The organism is Pseudoxanthomonas sp. UC19_8, assembly GCF_042700505.1.
GTDB classification, from domain to species: domain Bacteria; phylum Pseudomonadota; class Gammaproteobacteria; order Xanthomonadales; family Xanthomonadaceae; genus Pseudoxanthomonas_A; species Pseudoxanthomonas_A winnipegensis.
The window spans coordinates 3,790,644-3,809,149 of the sequence record NZ_CP170559.1 but is presented as its reverse complement, the minus strand read 5'-3'; the positions used below and the strand labels follow the sequence as shown (position 1 = coordinate 3,809,149).

General features: G+C 70.8%; 13 protein-coding genes and 3 pseudogenes. 12 read left to right on the top strand and 4 right to left on the bottom strand.

From position 1 onward, the window contains the following. Window positions 1-4: 4 nt before the first annotated feature. From ACFJIT_RS16835 to ACFJIT_RS16820, 4 genes and pseudogenes are all read left to right on the top strand, one after another. Window positions 5-3,145 carry an efflux RND transporter permease subunit gene (locus tag ACFJIT_RS16835; RefSeq protein ID WP_379654346.1) on the top strand — a complete coding sequence of 1,047 codons (3,141 nt, stop codon included), beginning with the start codon at window positions 5-7 and terminating at the stop codon, window positions 3,143-3,145. Next, window positions 3,142-4,606 (top strand): annotated as a pseudogene (locus tag ACFJIT_RS16830) (efflux transporter outer membrane subunit). Before ACFJIT_RS16835 ends, ACFJIT_RS16830 begins: the two are co-directional and overlap by 4 nt. Continuing rightward, window positions 4,603-5,841: a multidrug effflux MFS transporter gene (locus ACFJIT_RS16825; RefSeq protein ID WP_379654345.1), complete on the top strand. Its 1,239-nt coding sequence runs from the start codon at window positions 4,603-4,605 to the stop codon at window positions 5,839-5,841. The pseudogene ACFJIT_RS16830 and the gene ACFJIT_RS16825 overlap by 4 nt, the downstream one beginning before the upstream one ends. Before the next feature lie 125 nt (window positions 5,842-5,966). After that, a complete protein-coding gene (locus ACFJIT_RS16820) occupies window positions 5,967-7,187 on the top strand; it encodes a serine hydrolase domain-containing protein (protein WP_379654344.1) in 1,221 nt (406 codons plus the stop codon). A 31-nt stretch (window positions 7,188-7,218) separates the two neighbouring features. Here the strand turns inward: ACFJIT_RS16820 and ACFJIT_RS16815 are convergent, their stop codons facing one another. After that, window positions 7,219-8,127, bottom strand: coding sequence for a LysR family transcriptional regulator (locus tag ACFJIT_RS16815; RefSeq protein WP_130524174.1), 909 nt, complete (start codon window positions 8,125-8,127; stop codon window positions 7,219-7,221). 95 nt (window positions 8,128-8,222) lie between these two features. On the opposite strand from ACFJIT_RS16815, the gene ACFJIT_RS16810 reads away from it, so the two are divergent. The 5 genes from ACFJIT_RS16810 (at window position 8,223) to queF (ending at window position 13,483) form a co-directional block, all read left to right on the top strand. Continuing rightward, window positions 8,223-9,302 carry an aldo/keto reductase gene (locus ACFJIT_RS16810; RefSeq protein ID WP_288729736.1) on the top strand — a complete coding sequence of 360 codons (1,080 nt, stop codon included), beginning with the start codon at window positions 8,223-8,225 and terminating at the stop codon, window positions 9,300-9,302. 32 nt (window positions 9,303-9,334) lie between these two features. Further along, a complete protein-coding gene (locus ACFJIT_RS16805; RefSeq protein WP_379654343.1) occupies window positions 9,335-10,372 on the top strand; it encodes an aldo/keto reductase in 1,038 nt (345 codons plus the stop codon). A 175-nt stretch (window positions 10,373-10,547) separates the two neighbouring features. Next, entirely contained in the window at window positions 10,548-11,540 is a 993-nt protein-coding gene (locus ACFJIT_RS16800; protein ID WP_379654342.1) for an aldo/keto reductase, read from the top strand. A 180-nt stretch (window positions 11,541-11,720) separates the two neighbouring features. Continuing rightward, entirely contained in the window at window positions 11,721-12,635 is a 915-nt protein-coding gene (locus ACFJIT_RS16795) for a DUF6624 domain-containing protein (protein ID WP_379654341.1), read from the top strand. Window positions 12,636-12,664: 29 nt separating this feature from the next. Next, on the top strand, window positions 12,665-13,483 hold the full coding sequence (gene queF, locus ACFJIT_RS16790; RefSeq protein WP_379654340.1) for an NADPH-dependent 7-cyano-7-deazaguanine reductase QueF: 819 nt from the start codon (window positions 12,665-12,667) through the stop codon (window positions 13,481-13,483). Between the two features lie 186 nt (window positions 13,484-13,669). Here the strand turns inward: queF and ACFJIT_RS16785 are convergent, their stop codons facing one another. Then, window positions 13,670-14,206, bottom strand: coding sequence for a cytochrome b (locus ACFJIT_RS16785; protein WP_379654339.1), 537 nt, complete (start codon window positions 14,204-14,206; stop codon window positions 13,670-13,672). Further along, a pseudogene (locus tag ACFJIT_RS16780) lies at window positions 14,203-15,292 on the bottom strand (catalase family peroxidase). Before ACFJIT_RS16780 ends, ACFJIT_RS16785 begins: the two are co-directional and overlap by 4 nt. Before the next feature lie 350 nt (window positions 15,293-15,642). On the opposite strand from ACFJIT_RS16780, the pseudogene ACFJIT_RS16775 reads away from it, so the two are divergent. After that, window positions 15,643-16,171 (top strand): annotated as a pseudogene (locus tag ACFJIT_RS16775) (RNA polymerase sigma factor). After that, a complete protein-coding gene (locus ACFJIT_RS16770) occupies window positions 16,168-16,920 on the top strand; it encodes an anti-sigma factor family protein (protein WP_379654338.1) in 753 nt (250 codons plus the stop codon). The pseudogene ACFJIT_RS16775 and the gene ACFJIT_RS16770 overlap by 4 nt, the downstream one beginning before the upstream one ends. Window positions 16,921-17,153: 233 nt before the next feature. On the opposite strand, the gene dmeF is transcribed toward ACFJIT_RS16770, so the two are convergent. Next, window positions 17,154-18,131, bottom strand: a complete 978-nt coding sequence (gene dmeF, locus ACFJIT_RS16765) for a CDF family Co(II)/Ni(II) efflux transporter DmeF (RefSeq protein WP_379654337.1) — start codon at window positions 18,129-18,131, stop codon at window positions 17,154-17,156. Between the two features lie 54 nt (window positions 18,132-18,185). Here dmeF and ACFJIT_RS16760 point away from each other — a divergent pair, with 54 nt between their 5' ends. Further along, entirely contained in the window at window positions 18,186-18,458 is a 273-nt protein-coding gene (locus ACFJIT_RS16760) for a metal/formaldehyde-sensitive transcriptional repressor (protein ID WP_130524164.1), read from the top strand. Window positions 18,459-18,506: the final 48 nt, after the last annotated feature.

Genomic DNA, 18,506 nt, shown 5'->3' with positions numbered 1-18,506 from the left:
CGCCATGTCCCGCTTCTTCATCGACCGGCCCATCTTCGCGTGGGTCATCGCCATCGTCATCACCCTGGCCGGCACGCTGGCGGTGTTCACCTTGCCCGTGGAGCAATACCCCGACATCGCCCCGCCCTCGGTCTCCATCCGCGCCACCTATACCGGCGCCTCGGCCGAAACCACCGAGAACTCGGTCACCCAGGTCATCGAGCAGAACATGACCGGCCTGGACAACCTGATGTACATGGCGTCCAGCAGCACTTCCTCGGGCAGCGCGCAGGTCACCCTGACCTTCTCCTCGGGCACCGACCCCGACATCGCTCAAGTGCAGGTCCAGAACAAGCTGCAGCAGGCCCAGTCGCTGCTGCCCGATTCGGTGCAGAGCACGGGCGTCACGGTGACCAAGTCGTCCGGCAACATCTTCATGGTGCTGGCCTTCACCTCCGACAACGGCAGCCTCGATGGCACCGACATCGCCGACTACATGGTGTCCTCGCTGCAGGACCCGCTGAGCCGGGTCAACGGCGTAGGCAACGTGCAGGTGATGGGCTCGGAGTACTCGATGCGGATCTGGCTGGATCCGGAGAAGCTGCGCACCTATTCGCTGATGCCCTCGGACATCACCAGCGCGATCAGCGCCCAGAACAGCGACGTCACGGCCGGTTCGCTGGGGGCGCTGCCGGCGGTGGAAGGCCAGTCCCTGTCGGCCACGGTGACCGCGCGCAGCCGGCTGCGGACCGTCGGTCAGTTCGAGAACATCGTGGTCAAGTCCGATCCCAGCGGCGCGCGGATCCTGCTCTCGGACGTGGCCAGGGTCGAGCTGGGCAGTCAGGACTACGCGGCGGTGAGCAAGTTCAACGGCAAGCCCGCCGCCGGTATCGGCATCGAGCTGGCCTCGGGCGCCAACGCCATGGACGTGTCCGAGGCGGTGCAGGCCAAGCTGGCCGAGCTGCAGCCCTACTTCCCGGCCGGACTGAGCTATCACGTGGCCTACAGCACCACGCCGTTCGTGAAGATCTCCATCGAGGAGGTGGTCAAGACCCTGATCGAGGCCATCGTCCTGGTGGTCGCGATCATGTATCTGTTCCTGCAGAACTGGCGCGTCACGCTGATTCCCGCCATCGCGGTGCCGGTGGTGCTGATGGGAACCTTCGGCGTGCTGTCGCTGCTGGGCTACTCGATCAACACCTTGTCCATGTTCGCCATGGTGCTGGCGATCGGCCTGCTCGTGGACGATGCCATCGTGGTGGTGGAGAACGTCGAGCGGGTGATGAGCGCCGAAGGCCTGTCGCCCTATGAGGCCACCCGCAAGTCGATGGGCCAGATCACCGGCGCCCTGGTCGGCATCGCCCTGGTGCTGACGGCGGTGTTCCTGCCGATGGCCTTCTTCGGCGGGTCCACCGGCGCGATCTACCGCCAGTTCTCGGTGACCATCGCCTCGGCGATGATCCTGTCGGTGCTGGTGGCCATGACCCTGACCCCGGCCCTGTGCGCGACGCTGCTGGCGCCGATCGAGCAAGGCGGACACACCAGCCGCAAGGGCCTGCTGGGTCGCTTCTTCGGTGGGTTCAACGGGCTGTTCGAGCGCAGCGCCGCGCGCTATGGCCACGGCGTGCGCAAGATGGTCACGCACCGCAGGCTCGGCGTGGTCGTGTATGCGGCGATCCTGCTGGCGATGGGCCTGCTGTTCTGGCGCCTGCCCACCTCGTTCCTGCCCGAGGAAGACCAGGGCATGCTGATGGTGCAGGTCAAGCTGCCCTCCGGCGCCACCCAGCAGCAGACGCTGAAGGTGATCAACGAGGTCAGCGACTACGTCCAGCGGCAGCCGGAAGTGGACAGCGTGATGTCGGTGGCCGGCTTCAGCACGGGGGGCAGCGGCCAGAACTCGGGCATGGGCTTCGTCAAGCTCAAGGACTGGAGCGAGCGCGACGCCGACGCGACCTCCATCGGCGCCCGCATCACCATGGCGATGGCGCGCAAGTTCCGCGATGCGCAGATCTTCGCGATCGCGCCGTCCGGCATCCCCGGCCTGGGCCAGAGCGCGGGATTCACCCTGGAGCTGCAGGACACCGGCGGCGCCGGCCACGAGGCGTTGGTGGCGGCCAAGAACCAGCTGCTCGCACTGGCCAGCAAGGACAGCGCGGTCACCGCGGTGCGCTACGGCAACCTGGAGGACGCGCCGACCTTCGACGTCAAGATCGACGATGCCAAGGCCGGCGCCCTGGACCTGAGCCAGAGCGACATCAACGCCACGCTGTCCACCGCGATGGGCAGCACCTACGTCAACGACTTCGTCAACGGCGGCCGGATCAAGAAGGTCTACGTGCAGGGCGAAGCCAGCGCGCGCATGCTGCCGCAGGACATCAATCGCTGGTCGGTGCGCAACAGCGACGACCAGATGGTGCCTTTCTCGGCGTTCTCCACCACCGGCTGGAACTATGCGCCTTCCTCGCTGTCGCGCTTCAACGGGACGGCCTCGATGGAGATCAGCGGCCAGGCCGCCAGCGGCGTCAGCTCGGGCACGGCGATGGCGCAGATGGCCGCGCTGGTCAGGCAGATCCCCGGCCAGTTCGGCTATGCGTGGTCGGGCCTGTCCTACCAGGAACAGCAGTCCGGCTCGCAGGCGCCGCTGCTGTACGCCGTCTCGCTGCTGTTCGTGTTCCTGTGTCTGGCCGCGCTCTATGAGAGCTGGTCGATTCCGTTCTCGGTGATGCTGGCCGTGCCCATCGGCGTCGTAGGCGCGCTGCTGCTGACCTCGTTGCGTGGGCTCAACAACGACGTCTACTTCCAGGTCGGCCTGCTGGCCACCGTCGGCCTGGCGGCCAAGAACGGCATCCTGATCGTCGAGTTCGCCAAGGACCTGGAGGCGCAGGGCAGGCCGCTGATCGAGGCGACCCTGGAGGCGGCCAGGCAGCGCCTGCGGCCGATCCTGATGACCTCACTGGCCTTCATGCTCGGCGTGCTGCCGCTGGCGATCAGCAGCGGCGCCGGTTCGGGCGGCCGCCACTCGCTGGGCACCGGCGTGCTGGGCGGAACGCTGGCCTCCACCGTGCTGGGCATCTTCTTCGTCCCGTTGTTCTACGTGATCGTGCGCAGCCTGTCCGGCAAGAAGCGCAGCAAACCCGCCGCACGCGACACCGAGGTGACCCCATGAGCCGCGCCTTCCCGCGCTATGCGGCGCTGACCCTGGCGTGCGTGGCCACGCTGTGCGGCTGCGCCAGCATGGCCCCCCGCTACGAACGTCCGCAGGCCCCGGTGGCCACGCTGTTCCGCGATGGCCCCGCCGCCGGCGCCGATTCGGGCGTCACCACGGCGGTGGCGTGGCTCGACTGGCAGCAGGTCTTCCTGGATGCGCGCCTGCGCCAGGTCATCTCGCTGGCGCTGGACAACAACCGCGACCTGCGCGTGGCGCTGCTCAACATCGAGACCGAACGCGCGCAGTACCGCATCCAGCGCGCCGATCTGTTTCCCTCGATCGACGCTACCGCCAGCCAGACCCGCGCGCGCACCAGCGCCAGCAGCAGCGGCGGCGGCGGCGGCGGCGGCGTCAGCCAGACCGCCAGCGCCGATGTGGGATTCAGCAGCTGGGAGCTGGACCTGTTCGGCCGCGTGCGCAGCCTCAAGAAACAGGCGCTGGAGACCTGGCTCTCCACGGGCCAGACCCAGCGCAGCACGCGCCTGACCCTGGTGGCCGAGGTGGCCGCCGCATGGCTGACGGTGGCCGCCGACCAGCAGCGCCTGGCGCTGGCCAGGCAGACGCTGGACAGCCAGCGCCAGACGCTCAAGCTGAGCCAGGCCGAGCACGATGAAGGCACCATCTCCGGACTGGACCTGGCCCAGGTCCAGACCAGCGTCGAATCGGCGCGCGCCGACGTGGCCAGCTATACGACGCAGGTGGCCCAGGATCGCGATGCGCTGGAACTGCTGGTCGGCGCGCCTGTCGGCGATGCGCTGTTGCCCGGCGCCGATGCGCTGCAGCGCTCGGTGGCGCTGGCGCCGATCCCGGGGGATCTGGACTCGCGCGTGCTGTTGCAGCGCCCGGACGTGCTGGCGGCCGAGCACGCGCTGAAGGCGGCCAACGCCGATATCGGCGCGGCGCGCGCGGCGTTCTTCCCGACCCTCTCGCTGACCGCCTCCAGCGGACGCGACAGCGCGGCGCTGGACACGCTGTTCGACAGCGGCAACCGGACCCTGGTCCTTCGTGCCCTCCATCAGCCTGCCGATCTTCCATGCCGGCGCACTGAAGGCCGAGCTGGACGTGGCCAAGCTGTCCAAGCAGATCGAGGTGGCCGACTACGAGCGCACCATCCAGACCGCCTTCTCCGAGGTGGCCGACGCACTGGCCGCGCGCGCCAACCTGGACGAACAGCTCGATGCGCAGGCCGCGCTGGTGGCCGCCACCCAGCGCGCCTACACGCTGGCCGATGTGCGTTACCGCAATGGCGTGGACAGCTATCTGGAGGCCCTGGATGCGCAGCGCTCGCTGTACAGCGCCCAGCAGAACCAGATCAGCCTGCGCCTGACCGAGGCCAACAACCGGGTCACGCTGTACAAGGTGCTCGGCGGCGGCGCCGATGCCGAGCCCGACGTCGGCCTGGCGGAGGCCGTGCGATGAGCGGGATGACCGATGCCCGCGCCCACGGCGCGCGCTCACCGCTGCGGCTGGCGCTGATCCTGGGCGCGCTGGGCGCGTTCGCGCCCTTCGCCACCGACATGTACCTGACCAGCTTCAGCGCGATCGCCGCCGACCTGGCCACCGACGTGGCGCACGTGCAGCTGAGCCTGTCGAGTTTCTTCCTGGGCCTGTGCGTGGGCCAGCTGCTGTACGGGCCGATGACCGACGCCTGGGGCCGCCGCGGGCCGCTGCTGGTCGGCATCTGGCTGTTCGCCGTGGCCTCGCTGCTGCTGATGCTGAGCCCACGCGTGGAGTTGTTCATCGGCCTGCGCGCGCTGCAGGCGGTCGGGGGCTGCGCGGGCATGATCGTCGGCCGCGCGGTCGTCCAGGACCTGATGGCGCCGGGCGAAGCGGCGCGCATGCTCTCGACGCTGATGATGGTGCAGGGCCTGGGGCCGGTCCTGGCCCCGCCGCTCGGCGGCTGGCTGCTGGCGCTGGCCGGGTGGAAGAGCGTGTTCGTGTTCCTGGCGCTGTTCGGCAGCGCCTGTCTGGTCGCCGTGTGGCGCGGCCTGCCGGAGTCGCTGCCCGTCGCCGCCCGGCGTCCGCTGCGCCTGGGCGACACCGCGCGCACCTTCGGCCGGCTGCTGCGCGCGCCAGGATTCGCGCTGCCGGCGCTGACCGGCGCCATGGCGATGGCCGCCATGTTCGCCTACATCGCCGGCTCGCCGTATGTGTTCATGGTCCTGCACCACGTGCCCCAGCAGCACTATGGCTGGCTGTTCGCCGCCAATGGCATCGGCATGGTGATCGCCGGTCGGATCAACGTGATACTGCTGCGCCGGCTGCCCACCCGCACGGTGCTGCACCTTGCGATCTGCGTGATGCTGCTGGCCGCGCTGGTGTTGCTGCTGTTGCGCGACAGTGCGCTGCCCTGGCTGGTGGCGCCGCTGTTCGTCTGCATCGGCTGCGTGCCCATGGTGGCGGCCAACAGCGTGGCCATGGCGATGGAGACGGATCGCTCCGCGGCGGGCAGCGCATCGTCGCTGATCGGCGCCTTGCAGTTCGGCCTGGCCACCTGCGCCAGTGCGCTGGTCGGCACCCTGGACGACGGCACGGCGCTGCCGATGACCGCGGTCATGGCCGGCTGTACCGCCATCGCGGCCGTGCTGGCCTGGCTGCAGCCGCGTCCGGCGCAGGAGGGCCTGACCTGCGTCCCTGACGACCAGCAGGAATGAACGCGCAGGGCCGCCATGGGCCACGTGCCCCCGCATGGAATACCGCGTTGCCCGAGCGTCGTTGAGCGGGCCCGAACGCGGCGCGCATGATCGGCCCGCTTCCGTTGCGAGTCGAGAGGTGTCCAATGCTTGCGCTGACCGGTCTGCTGCTGGGCGGGATGCTCGTCACGCCGACGCCTGCGCCGCCCGATCCCGCGCTCGCCAAGCGCCTGGACGCCGTGCTCGACACGGCCGTGGCCGAACAGCGCATCGTCGGCGCGGTGGTGCTGGTGGCCCGCGACGGGCAGGTGGTGTATCGACGCGCGGTGGGCCAGGCCGACCGCGAGGCGGGCACGCCGATGACGCCGGACACGCCGTTCCGGCTGGCGTCGATGACCAAGCCGGTGGTGACGCTGGCCGCGCTGCGCCTGGCCGAACAAGGCAAGCTGGAGCTGCAGGCGCCGGTGACGCGCTACCTGCCGTGGTTCCGACCGCGGCTGGCCGATGGCACCGCGCCGGCCATCACCCTAGCCCAGCTGCTCACCCACACCGCCGGGCTGGGCTATCGCTTCGAGGAACCGGCCGATGGCGTCTACGCGCGGCTGGGCGTGTCCGACGGCCTGGACGATGCGGGCCTGGGCCTGGAAGACAACCTCAAGCGCCTGGCGCAGGCGCCGCTGTACTTCCCGCCGGGCCAGGGCTGGCGCTATTCGCTGGGCATCGACGTGGTCGGCGCGGTGATCGAACAGGTCACCGGAACGCCGTTGCCGGAGGCCGTGCACGCCCTGGTGACCGGGCCGCTGCGGCTGGATCACCTCGCCTTCGTCGCCGCGCCCGGCACGCCGCTGGCCGTGCCCTATGCCGATGGCCACCCGCCGCTGCGGATGACCGAGAACATGGACGTGCCCCTGCCCGAAGGCCTGGGGTCGGCGGTGCGCTTCTCGCCCAGGCGCGCCTTCGACGCCAAGGCCTTCCCGTCCGGCGGCGCCGGCATGATCGGCACCGCCGACGACTATCTGCGCCTGCTGGAGTTCGTGCGCACCGGCAGCGGTGGCCTGCTCAAGCCCGCCACGCTGGCCGACGCGCGCCGCGACCAGGTCGGCGCCCAGGCGCAGACGCAGGGCCCCGGCTGGGGCTTCGGCTACGGCTGGGCGGTGCTGGACGATCCGGCCGCCGCGCACAGCCCGCAGGGCAAGGGGACGCTGCAGTGGGGCGGCGCCTACGGGCACAACTGGTTCGTCGACCCGGTCAACAGGCTCAGCGTGATCCTGCTGACCGACACCGCCTTCGAAGGCATGTCCGGCCCGCTGGTCGGCCAGGTGCGCGATGCGGTGTACGGCCGCACGGCGCCCTCTTCCCAGCCCTAAGGGCGGTGGCGCGCGAGCGCGGCCGGCGCGGCTACGGGCACGGCGCGCCAGCCAGCCGCTCGCGCAGGAAGTCGATGAACACCCGCAGCTTGGGCGCCAGGTGTTCGCGCTGCGGGTAATAGACGTACCAGCCCGGAAACGGCGCCTGCCAGTCGTCCAGCACGCTGCGCAGGCGGCCGGCGGCGATGTCCTCGCGCACCTGCCAGGCGAACACCTGCCCCAGCCCCAGCCCGCGCCGCAGCGCGTCCAGGCCGAGCACGGTGTCGTTGACCACCAGCGGGCCATCGACCTCCATCTCGAAATCGCGGCCGTCGCGGGTGAACTCCCAGGGCTGCATCCGGCCGTCGCTGCGGCGCCAGCGCAGGCAGGCGTGCCCCGCCAGGTCATCGGGCGTGGCCGGCACGCCATGCCGCTCCAGATAGGCCGGCGTGCCCACGATGGTCTGCCGCTGCAGCGGGCCCAGCGGCAGGGCCACCATGTCGCGCTGCAGGCATTCGCCCAGGCGGATGCCGGCGTCGAAGTGGCCCTCGACGATGTCGGCCAGGCGGCGGTCGACGAACAGCTCCACCGTCACCTCTGGGTAGCGCGCCAGGAACTCGGGCAGATACGGGCACACCAGCTGTTCGGCCGCCACCGCGGCCAGGTTGATGCGCAGCGTCCCGGCGGGCCGGTCGCGCAGGAAGTCCAGGTCGGCGAAGGCAGCGTCGATCTGCTGCAGGCCGGGCGCCACCCGCTGCAGGAAGCGCTCGCCATGCTCGGTCAGGCCCACCCGGCGCGTGGTGCGGGCCAGCAGGCGCACGCCCAGCTGGCCCTCCAGCGCGCGCACGCTCTGCGACAGCGCCGAGGTGGACACGCCCAGCTCGGCGGCGGCGCGGGTGAAGTTGCCGTGCCGGGCCACGCAGGCGAAGGCGACCACGGCGGGCAGCGGATAGGCGGCCATTGTGAAGCCTTGCTTCAAGGACGATCCGGATCATCCCGGTTTATCCGCAGGTCCGCCAGTTCCAGACTGTCGCCCTCTCCCCACGAGGCCCTGCCATGTCCCTGGACCACTACCGTCTGCTCGGCCGCTCCGGCCTGCGCGTCAGCCCGCTCTGCCTGGGCACCATGACCTTCGGCGCCGACTGGGGCTGGGGCGCCGACGAAGCCGACGCGCGCCGCCTGTTCGACACCTATGTCGACGCCGGCGGCAACTTCCTCGACACCGCCAACATCTACACCGACGGCAGTTCGGAGACCCTGCTGGGCCGCTTCGCCGCCGGCCGGCGCGACCGGCTGGTGATCGCCAGCAAGTACACGCTCAACCCCTTCCCCGGCGATCCCAATGGCGGCGGCAACCACCGCAAGGCGCTGATGCAGTCGGTGGAGGCCAGCCTCAAGCGGCTGGGCACAGACTACCTGGACCTGCTCTACCTGCACATCTGGGATGGCACCACGCCGGTGGACGAGGTGATGCGCGGCTTCGATGACCTGGTGCGCGCCGGCAAGCTGCTCTACGCCGGCATCTCCGACACGCCGGCCTGGCAGGTCGCGCGCATGCAGACCCTGGCCGAGCTGCGCGGCTGGGCGCCGCTGGTGGCCCTGCAGATCGAATACTCGCTGGCCCAGCGCACGGTCGAACGCGAGCTGGTGCCGATGGCCGCCGGCCTGGGCCTGTCGGTGCTGGCCTGGTCGCCGTTGGCCATGGGCATCCTCACCGGCAAGTACACCCACGCCGACCTGGAGCGCGCCCGCGCCCAGGGCAGCGGCAGCACGCCCGGCGGCGAGGGCGGCCGCGGCGCGGTGGCCTATTCCCATGCGATGTTCGACGAGCGCACCCTGGCCATCGCCGAGGTGGTCAAGGCCGTGGCCGGCGAGACCGGGCATTCGGCCGCGCAGGTGGCGCTGGCCTGGCTGCTGCAGCGCCCGGACGCGCCGATCCCGATCATCGGCGCGCGCACGTCGCAGCAGCTGCAGGACAACCTGGGCGCGCTCGACGTGCGCCTGGACGCGTCCCAGCTGCAGCGCCTGGACGAGGTCAGCGCGGTGGCGCTGGGCTTCCCGCACGACTTCGCGCGCAGCCCGATCCCGCAGCAGCTGGTGTTCGGCGGCACGCGGGTCCAGCCGCGCGCGGCCTGAGTCCCTTCCCTACAACACGACAGGAGTTCCCCATGAAGACCCGCACCCTCGGCCGCAATGGCCCCACCGTCTCCGCCCTCGGCCTGGGCTGCATGGGCATGAGCCACGCCTACGGCACCGGCGACGACGCCGAATCGCTGGCCACGCTCGATCGCGCGCTGGAGCTCGGCATCGACTTCTGGGACACCGCCGACATCTACGGCCCGCACACCAACGAGACCCTGCTCGGCCGCGCGCTCAAGGGCCGGCGCGATCGGGTGTTCCTGGCCACCAAGTTCGGCTTCATCGCGGGCAGTGGCCAGTTCGGCGCCGGGCAGGGCCCACGGGTGGACGGCTCGCCGGCCTATGTGCGCCAGGCGGTCGAGGCCAGCCTGGCGCGCCTGGGCACCGACCACATCGACCTGTACTACCTGCACCGGCTCGACCCGGCCACGCCGATCGAGGACACCGTGGGCGCCATGGCGCGCCTGGTGGAGGAAGGCAAGGTGCGCCATCTGGGGCTGTCGGAAGTCTCGGCGCACACCTTGCGCCGGGCGCAGGCCGTGCATCCGATCACCGCGCTGCAGAGCGAGTACTCGCTGTGGACGCGCGAGCTGGAAGGCAACGGCGTGCTCGAGGCCGTGCGCGAGCTGGGCATCGGCCTGGTGCCGTTCTCGCCGCTGGGGCGCGGCTTCCTCACCGGCGCCATCGCCACGCCGGACCAGCTGGACGAGGACGACTTCCGCCGCAAGAACCCGCGCTTCCAGGCCGAAGCGCTGGCCGCCAACCTGCGCCTGGCCGACACGGTCAAGGCGGTGGCCGCCGACGTCGGCGCCACCCCCGCCCAGGTCGCGCTGGCCTGGGTGCTGGCACAGGGTGAGCCCGCGCGCGCCGCGGATGGCCGCGACACGCTCCACATCGTCCCCATCCCCGGCACCAAGCGCCGCAAGTACCTGGAGGACAACGCCGGCGCGGTGAACGTGCAGCTGGACGCCAATGCGCTGGCCAGGCTGGAGGCGGTGTTCGTGCCCGACGTGGCCGGCCCGCGCTACGGCGCGACCGAGGCGGCGATGGTGGACCGGGCTCCTTGATCGCCTTGCGCAGACCTTGTTCCCAGGACGCGTCCCGCAGAGCGGGGCATCGGCGCGCAGGAAACAGTGCGGCGCATCCATGTGCACCGTCGCCTACGCATCCGCACCAGACAATGACGACAGATCGCCGCGCGCGCGCGGCCGCTGCACCGATTTCCCTCCACAGGAGCATCCCATGAAGACCCGCATCCTCGGCCGCAATGGCCCCACCGTCTCCGCCCTCGGCCTGGGCTGCATGGGCATGAGCGATTTCTACGGCGCGCGCGACGACGCGACCTCGATCGCCACCATCCACCGCGCCCTGGACCTGGGCGTGACCCTGCTGGACACCGCCGACATGTACGGCCCGCACACCAACGAGGAACTGGTGGGCAAGGCGATCCAGGGGCGCCGCGAGGCCGTTTTCGTCGCGACCAAGTTCGGCATCGTGCGCGACCCGGCCAACCCGCAGGCGCGCGGCATCAACGGCCGCCCCGAGTACGTGCGCGCCTCCATCGAAGGCAGCCTGCGCCGCCTGGGTACCGACCACGTGGATCTGTACTACCAGCACCGCGTGGACCCGACCGTGCCGATCGAGGACACCGTGGGCGCGATGGCGCGCCTGGTGGAAGAAGGCAAGGTGCGCTACCTCGGCCTGTCCGAGGCCGCGCCGGACACCCTGCGCCGCGCGCATGCCGTGCACCCGATCACCGCGCTGCAGACCGAGTACTCGCTGTGGACCCGCGATCCGGAAGAGAACGGCGTGCTGGCCACCGTGCGCGAACTGGGTATCGGCTTCGTACCGTACTCGCCGCTGGGACGCGGCTTCCTGAGCGGTGCGATCAAGCGGCCGGAGGACTTCGACGCCGACGATTTCCGTCGCCACAACCCGCGCTTCCAGGGCGAGAACTTCGCCAGGAACCTGGCGCTGGTGGACAAGGTGCGCGCGCTGGCCGAGGTCAAGGGCGTCAGCGCCAGCCAGCTGGCGCTGGCCTGGGTGCTGGCCCAGGGCGAGGACCTGGTGCCGATCCCCGGCACCCGCCGCATCGCCAATCTGGAGGAGAACCTGGGCGCCATCGATCTGGTGCTGGATGCGGCCGACCTGGCCGCGATCGACGCGGTGTTCCCCGTCGGCGCCGCGGCGGGCACGCGCTATCCGGAGCAGAGCATGGCGGCTGTGCATCGCTGAGGGACTCGGGCGGGCGCCTCTGCCTTTGCGCAGGGGCGCTTGGCCGAAGCGAGCGGCGTAGAGACGACCACTCGCGACTCCACTGTCACGCACGAGAGCGGCCCTGTGTGCCGACCATCGCCATGACGCGGCGCCTCAGGCACGACTAGACTCAGGCTTTGACCGGATAAGGAACATCCCATGTCGCATCGCCCGCTCGCTTGGCTGGCGGCCCTCTCGCTCGCCGCGCTGTCGCCCGGCCTGCAGGCCGCTGGCGTTACGGCCCAGTCCGCCTACGACGCCAAGGACTGGAAGACGTGCGCGGCCTTGAACGCGCAGGCGGCGGACCGGCCGGTGCCCGTGTCTACCGCGGCCTACGACGCGGCCTGCTGTCTTGCCAGGGCGGGCGACAAGGACGGCGCCTTCGCGCGTCTGGCCAAGACGCCCCCGGACAGATTGCCGGGCCTGGATCAGGTCAAGGCCGATGCCGATCTTGTTTCCCTGCATGACGATCCGCGCTGGCAGCCACTGCTGGACAGGTTGGCCGCCGACCAGCGCCAGCGCGAAAGGCATTACGACACTGCCCTGCGCACGGAACTCGACAAGCGCGTCGCCAAGGATCAGGAACTGCGCAACCGCGCCAACGAAGGCGGCGGGGATCAGGCCCTGATCGAGCAGATCCTGGCCACCGATCGCGACAACACTGCCTGGCTCAAGCAGATCGTGTCGACGCAGGGCTGGCCGCCGATCAGCAAGGTCGGCCGGGACGGCGCGCAGAACGCGTGGCTGCTGGTCCAGCATGCGGACCTCGATCCGGCCTTCCAGGAACAGGTGCTGGCGCTGATGCGAACGGCCGTGGCCAAGGGCGAGGCCTCCGGCGCCAATCTGGCCTATCTCACCGATCGTGTGCGCGTGGCGCAGGACAAGCCGCAGGTCTACGGCACGCAGTTCCACGAGGTCGACGGCGTGCTCGAACCCCGCCCGATCGAGGACGTCGCTCACGTGGACGAGCGGCGTGCCGGCGTCGGGCTGGGCACGATGCAGGAGTACGTCGCCCAGGGCGAAAGCACGTTGCACCGCAAGATCCGGTGGCAGGCGCCGGCGGCCGCGCAGTAGGGTTCCGGCGTCGGGCTTAAAATGCCCGCATGAACACCCCACAAGAGTCCCTGCTCGGTCGCGAGGTCGCCTATCCCTCGCACTACGACCCGGCCCTGCTGTTCCCGATCCCGCGCGCGGCCGCCCGCGCCGAGATCGGCCTGGATGCGGCCGCCCTGCCCTTCACCGGCCACGACCGCTGGCATGCCTACGAACTGGCGTGGCTGGATACGCGCGGCAAGCCGCAGGTCACCACCGCCACGCTGACCGTGCCGGCCGATGCGCCGAACCTGATCGAGTCCAAGTCGCTCAAGCTCTACCTCAACTCGCTCAACGCCGAGCGCTTCGAGACCCTCGAGGCGGTCTGCGAACGCGTGGCGGCCGATCTGTCCGCGCGCGCCGGCGGCGCGGTGATGGTGCAGGCTGGCCTGCCGCCTTTCGGCGAGCAGCCGGGCACGCTGCTGGATGCGCTGGAGCTGGACATCGACGACTACGGCCCGCCCAACCCTGGGCACCTGTCGGCCGATGCGGACGACCCGTCCAGCGAGACGCTTGTCTCGCACCTGCTCAAGTCCAACTGCCCGGTCACCGGCCAGCCGGACTGGGGCACGGTGGTGCTGCGCTACGACGGCCCGCGCATCGACCACGCCGGCCTGCTGCGCTACCTGGTGAGCTTCCGCGACCACGCCGGCTTCCACGAGCAGTGCGTGGAGCGCATCTTCGCCGACGTGTCCGCGCGCTGCGCCCCGCAGCGCCTGTCGGTGGAGGCGCGTTACACCCGCCGCGGCGGCCTGGACATCAATCCCTGGCGCATCACGCCCGGCTGGGACGCCGGCATCACCGCACCGATCCGCGAACTGCGGCAGTGACTCGCTGGGTGGGAGCAACTGTCTCCTCAAGTCCAGCAGCCGCACTTCTGTAGAGCGGAGCTTGCTCCGCTGGGGCGTTCCCCACGAACCGAACGAAGAGCAGCGGAGCGAGCTCCGCTCTACAGGTGAGAGCCGCCATGGCGGCGATGAGGCTTCACCCAAGCGCCCACCACCACGAACCGCCATTCACCGCTTCCCGCTGCGCACCATGCTGGCGAACACGCCATCGCGGCGCACCCAGGCGTGGAACAGCGCGGCGGCCAGGTGGCCCAGCACGGTGGCGAACAGCACATAGGCCAGCACCGTATGCGCCGGGCGCAGCAGCGCATACAGATCGGCGCTGTGCGGCGCGATCGGCGGCAGATGCACGCCGCCGAACAGCACGATCGGATAGCCGCCGGCCGACAGCATCCCCCAGCCGATCAGCGGCATGGCGAACATCAGTCCGTAGAGCAGCCAGTGCGAGGCATGCGCGGCCAGCTTCTGGATCGCCGGCAGGTCGGCCGGCAGCGGCGGCGGCGGGCTGCGCAGCCGGTTGATCAGCCGCACGATCACCAGCAGCAGGATCGCGATGCCCAGCGGCCGGTGCAGGTCCAGCAGCGTCGGCCGCCAGGCCAGCGAGACCACCATGCCGGCGCCGATGAACAGCATCGCCAGGATCATCGCGGCCATCAGCCAGTGCAGCCCGCGCGCCAGCGCGTCGAAGTGCCCGTAGCGGTTCATTTCGCGTCTCCTTTCGCGGCGCCGGTGGCTTCGGGCGCCTGGCCCGTGCCGATTTCGTGCTCGCGGCGGTTGAAAGAGACCGAATACACCGCCGAGCGCGCCGCCAGGATCGGATCCTTCGACGGCGCCATGCCATCGGGCAGCACCGTCGGGTCGTAATTGATGTCGCGGCAGGCGCCGGTGTCCTGCGGCGAGGTGGCGGTGAAGGTCACCGTGCCGGCGACGATCTGGGTCCGGTCGTCGGGCCAGGGCTGCGAGGGATCGTCGATCGGATCGCCGTCGCCGGCCTCGGTGACGACCAGATCCCACTTCACCGGGCCCTTGGCCAGGCGCGTGTCGAACTCCTCGCTGAGGAAGTCCGCGTCGGACTGCGCGCGCTGCGCTTCGCTGAGCGCCTCGAACGGCGCCTGCGGCCGCAACGACCAGCGCACGGCATGACGCTCGCCTTGCGCATTGGTGAACCAGAAACTGTTGACGCCGTTGAACTGGGTATTGGCCCAGCTGTTGGACCACGGCGCCGACTTGGCCCAGGCGCAGGAACTTCCTGGCTTCCGGATACTGCGCCAGGAACGCGGCCATCTTGGCCGGGTCCGGCTTGCCGGTGGCCGGGTCGGGCGCCGAGGCGAGGTTCTGCGCCTGGAAGCCTTCCGGGGTGGCGACCACGAAGAACGGAAAGCTGTTCATCGCCGTGCGCCATTCCTGGCCGTCATCGGTCTTGAGCAGCAGCGCGACGCTGCGCACCCGGGCCTGGCCGTCGGCGCCATGCGGATCGCCGCCGCCGATCGAGAGCCGCCCCAGGATCGGCGTGCTGGGCTGGGTGAACACGCGCGCCTTGGACAGCTGCGGGGCCTGCGCGCTTGGCGTGAACGCGCCGGCCACGCACACGCCCTTGGTGTGGGCACGGCGGAAGCCTGGATGCGGCTTGCCGGCCTCGATGGTGTCGGTCATCTGCTGCGGCGTCAGGCCGCGGCCGAACCAGCCGCCGACCCAGGCGAAGGCCACGGCCAGGACGGCGACGATGGCGGCGATCCCGGCCAGCGCGGGCACGGCGCTGCGCTTGGGCGGGGGAGCAGGGGGCTGGGACATGGGCGGACCTGGCGATGGCTGGGGAGTGCAGGTAGGACGTCGCGGCGGGGGATTTATTCCCGCATCGCGCCGCAGCGTTTTTTTGCTCCTTCCCTTTCGCGCGCAGCGTGAAGGGGAGGGCTGGGGTGGGGTGCTTTTGCTTCTCCGCGCGCAACAGCTAACGGCAACAGCAAGAGCAAGAGCCAACCCCACCCCAGCCCTCCCCTTCGCTGCGCGAAAGGGAGGGGGCGGGTCGCAGCAACTTGGATGTTCCATGCGCCATCCAAGCTGCTGCTCACGCAAAGCCTGCCATTCGGGAATACCCTGCGCCCTGGTTCGTCCTACCCAGATCCCCGCGACGCCTGGCCGCCATGCCCACCCCTACCGATCTCGACGACGCCACGCTGCGCACGCTGATCCCGCGCCTGCGCCGGTTCGCGCGTTCGCTGGTGCACGAGCCCGCCGCGGCCGACGACCTGGTCCAAGGCCACGCTGGAACGCGCGCTCCTCCACGCCCGCCGCCGGCACACGCCCGATGCGCTGCAGGCCTGGCTGTTCTCGATCCTCTACCGGCAGTTCATCGACGAACACCGCCGCGGCCAGCGCTGGCGGCGGCTGGCCCAGCTGTTCAGCGGCGGCGACGCCGAGACCGCGCCCTCGGCCGAACGCGTGGCCGCCTCGCACGCCACGCTGGCGGCCTTCGGCACCCTGCCGGCCGAGCAGCGCGCGCTGTTGCTGCTGGTCAGCGTGGAGGGCTTCAGCTATCGCGAGGTCGCCGACACGCTGGGCGTGCCGATCGGCACGGTCATGTCGCGCCTGGCCCGCGCGCGCCAGGCGCTGCGCGCGGCCAGCGATACCGAACCCAAGCCGGCGCGGCCGGCGCTGAAGGTGCTGCGATGATCCATCTGGCGCCCAGCGAAGCGGACCTGCACGCCTATGTCGACGGCCAGCTCGACGCGAGCGCGCGCGCCGAGATCGAGCGCTGGCTGGCCGCCCACCCCGAGCGTGCGGCGGTGGTGGCCGACTGGAAGCGCGATGCCGAACGCCTGCGCGTGCAGCAGGCGCTGCCCGAGCACTGGCCGGCCAATCCGCTGCTGGACCCGGCCCGCCTGCGCCGCCAGGTCCGCGCGCGGCGCCGCGCGCGCTTTGGCATGGCCGCGGCGATGGCGCTGTCGCTGTGCGTCGGCGTCGGCGTCGGCCTGGGCTGGCAGGCGAAACAGGCGCAGAACCCGGTCGCGCGCCTGCCGATGGCCGATGCCGTGGCCGCCTACCGGCTGTTCGCCACCAGCGACACCCTGGCCTCGCTGGACAGCGCCTCGCCCGCGCAGCTGCGCGACTGGCTGGCCCTGCACTTCGGCGCGCTCGACCGGGTGCCCGATCTCTCGGCCCAGGGCTTCCACCTGGTCGGCGGCCAGCGCCTGTCCACCGAACAGGGCGCGGCGGCCATGCTGGTCTACGCCGACGCGCAGGGCACGCGGCTGGGCCTGTACGTGCGCCCGGGCGGCTGGTTCCGCCGGCCCGGACAGCGCCGCGACGGCGACCTGCTCGCCCAGTACTGGTCGCGCGGCGATGCCAGCTTCGCGGTGGTCAGCCCGTTCGACGATCCGCGCGCCCGCAGCGTCGCCTCGGCACTGGCCCCGCGCGGCTGAGGCGCTGTTGACCTGGTAGGGCTGTTGGCTTGGTGGGAGCACCTGTCTCCTCAAATCTCGCGGCGACCGGCCTGTAGAGCGGAGCTTGCTCCGCTGGGGCCTTCCCTACGAACCGAACGAAGAGCAGCGGAGCAAGCTCCGCTCTACAGGTAGGAGCCACCATGGTGGCGATAGGGCTTTCCTGGTAGAGCCCATCGCCATTGTAGTGGCTCCCACAAAGCAAAGCCCGCGGATCAGGCCGCCTGCGCAGCATTGATCTCCACCGTGACGTGCACCAGCTCCTCATGCACGGCCAGCGCCGCGCGCACCGCCTGCGGCGACAGCCCGGCGGCGCTGACCAGGGAGACGATCGCCGCATACTGGCCGCGACCGACGCGCCACACATGCAGGTCGCTGATCGCCGTCGGCTGCGGCAGCGCGGCGACCACCTCGCGCACTTCCTCCACCACCGGCGCGTCCATCTCCGCATCCAGCAGCACCCGGCCGGTGGCGCGCAGCAGGCCAACGGCCCACACCGTGACCAGCACGGCGCCGGCGATGCCCATCACCGGGTCCAGCCAGGCCGCGCCGAAGAAGCGCCCGGCCAGCAGCGCGGCGATCGCCAGCACCGAGGTGGCCGCATCGGCCAGCACATGCAGGTAGGCGGCGCGCAGGTTGAGGTCGGCGTGATGGTCGTGGTCGACGTGGGCATGCCCGTGGTGATCGTCGTGTTGGTGCGCGTGGCCGTGGTCGTGCCCGTGGTGGTGATGGGTGTGGTCGTCCTTCAGCCACCACGCGCAGACCAGGTTGACCGCCAGGCCCAGCACCGCCAGCACGATGGCCTGGTCGTAGCGGATCGGCAGCGGATCGACCAGGCGCTGCACCGACTGCCAGGCCATCAGCAGCGCTACGCACAGCAGCAGGACCGCGCTGGTGTAGCCGCCCAGGATCTCGATCTTCCAGGTGCCGAAGGCGAAACGCGCGTCGCGCGCATAGCGCCGCGCCGCCGCGTAGGCCAGCAGCGACAGGCCCAGCGCCAGCGCGTGCGAGCTCATGTGCCAGCCATCGGCCAGCAGCGCCATCGAGTTGAAGAGCCAGCCGCCGGCGATCTCGGCCACCATCATCAGCGCGGTCAGCACCACGGCGCGGCGGGTGTTGCGCTCGCCGGCCGCATTCCCGGTGACGAACTGGTGGTCGTGGCGATGCGCATGCAGCGCGTGATCGAGGGACATGGGCCGGGTCCGGGGTGTAGGATACCCCCCCATGGTATACACGAGCCCGGCTCCATGTCGCATATGATCCACGACGCCCCGCGCCTGACCCCGCGCGTGAAGCGCCTCAAGGGCCAGGTCGCCGCCCTGGAAAAGGCACTGGCCGGCGAGCCGGAATGCCTGGCCGTGCTGACCCAGATCGCCGCCATCCGCGGCGCGGCGCAGAGCCTGCTGCTGGAGGTGCTGGAAGGTCATATGCAGTCGCACGTGGCCGAGGAGAAGAACCCCGCCGCGCGCCGCGCCGAGGTCGCCGCCGTGAACAAGATCCTGCGCTCGTATCTCAAATAGCGGGACGCCGGGCGCGGGCGTTGCCGGCATCGGCACGCGCGCGCAGGC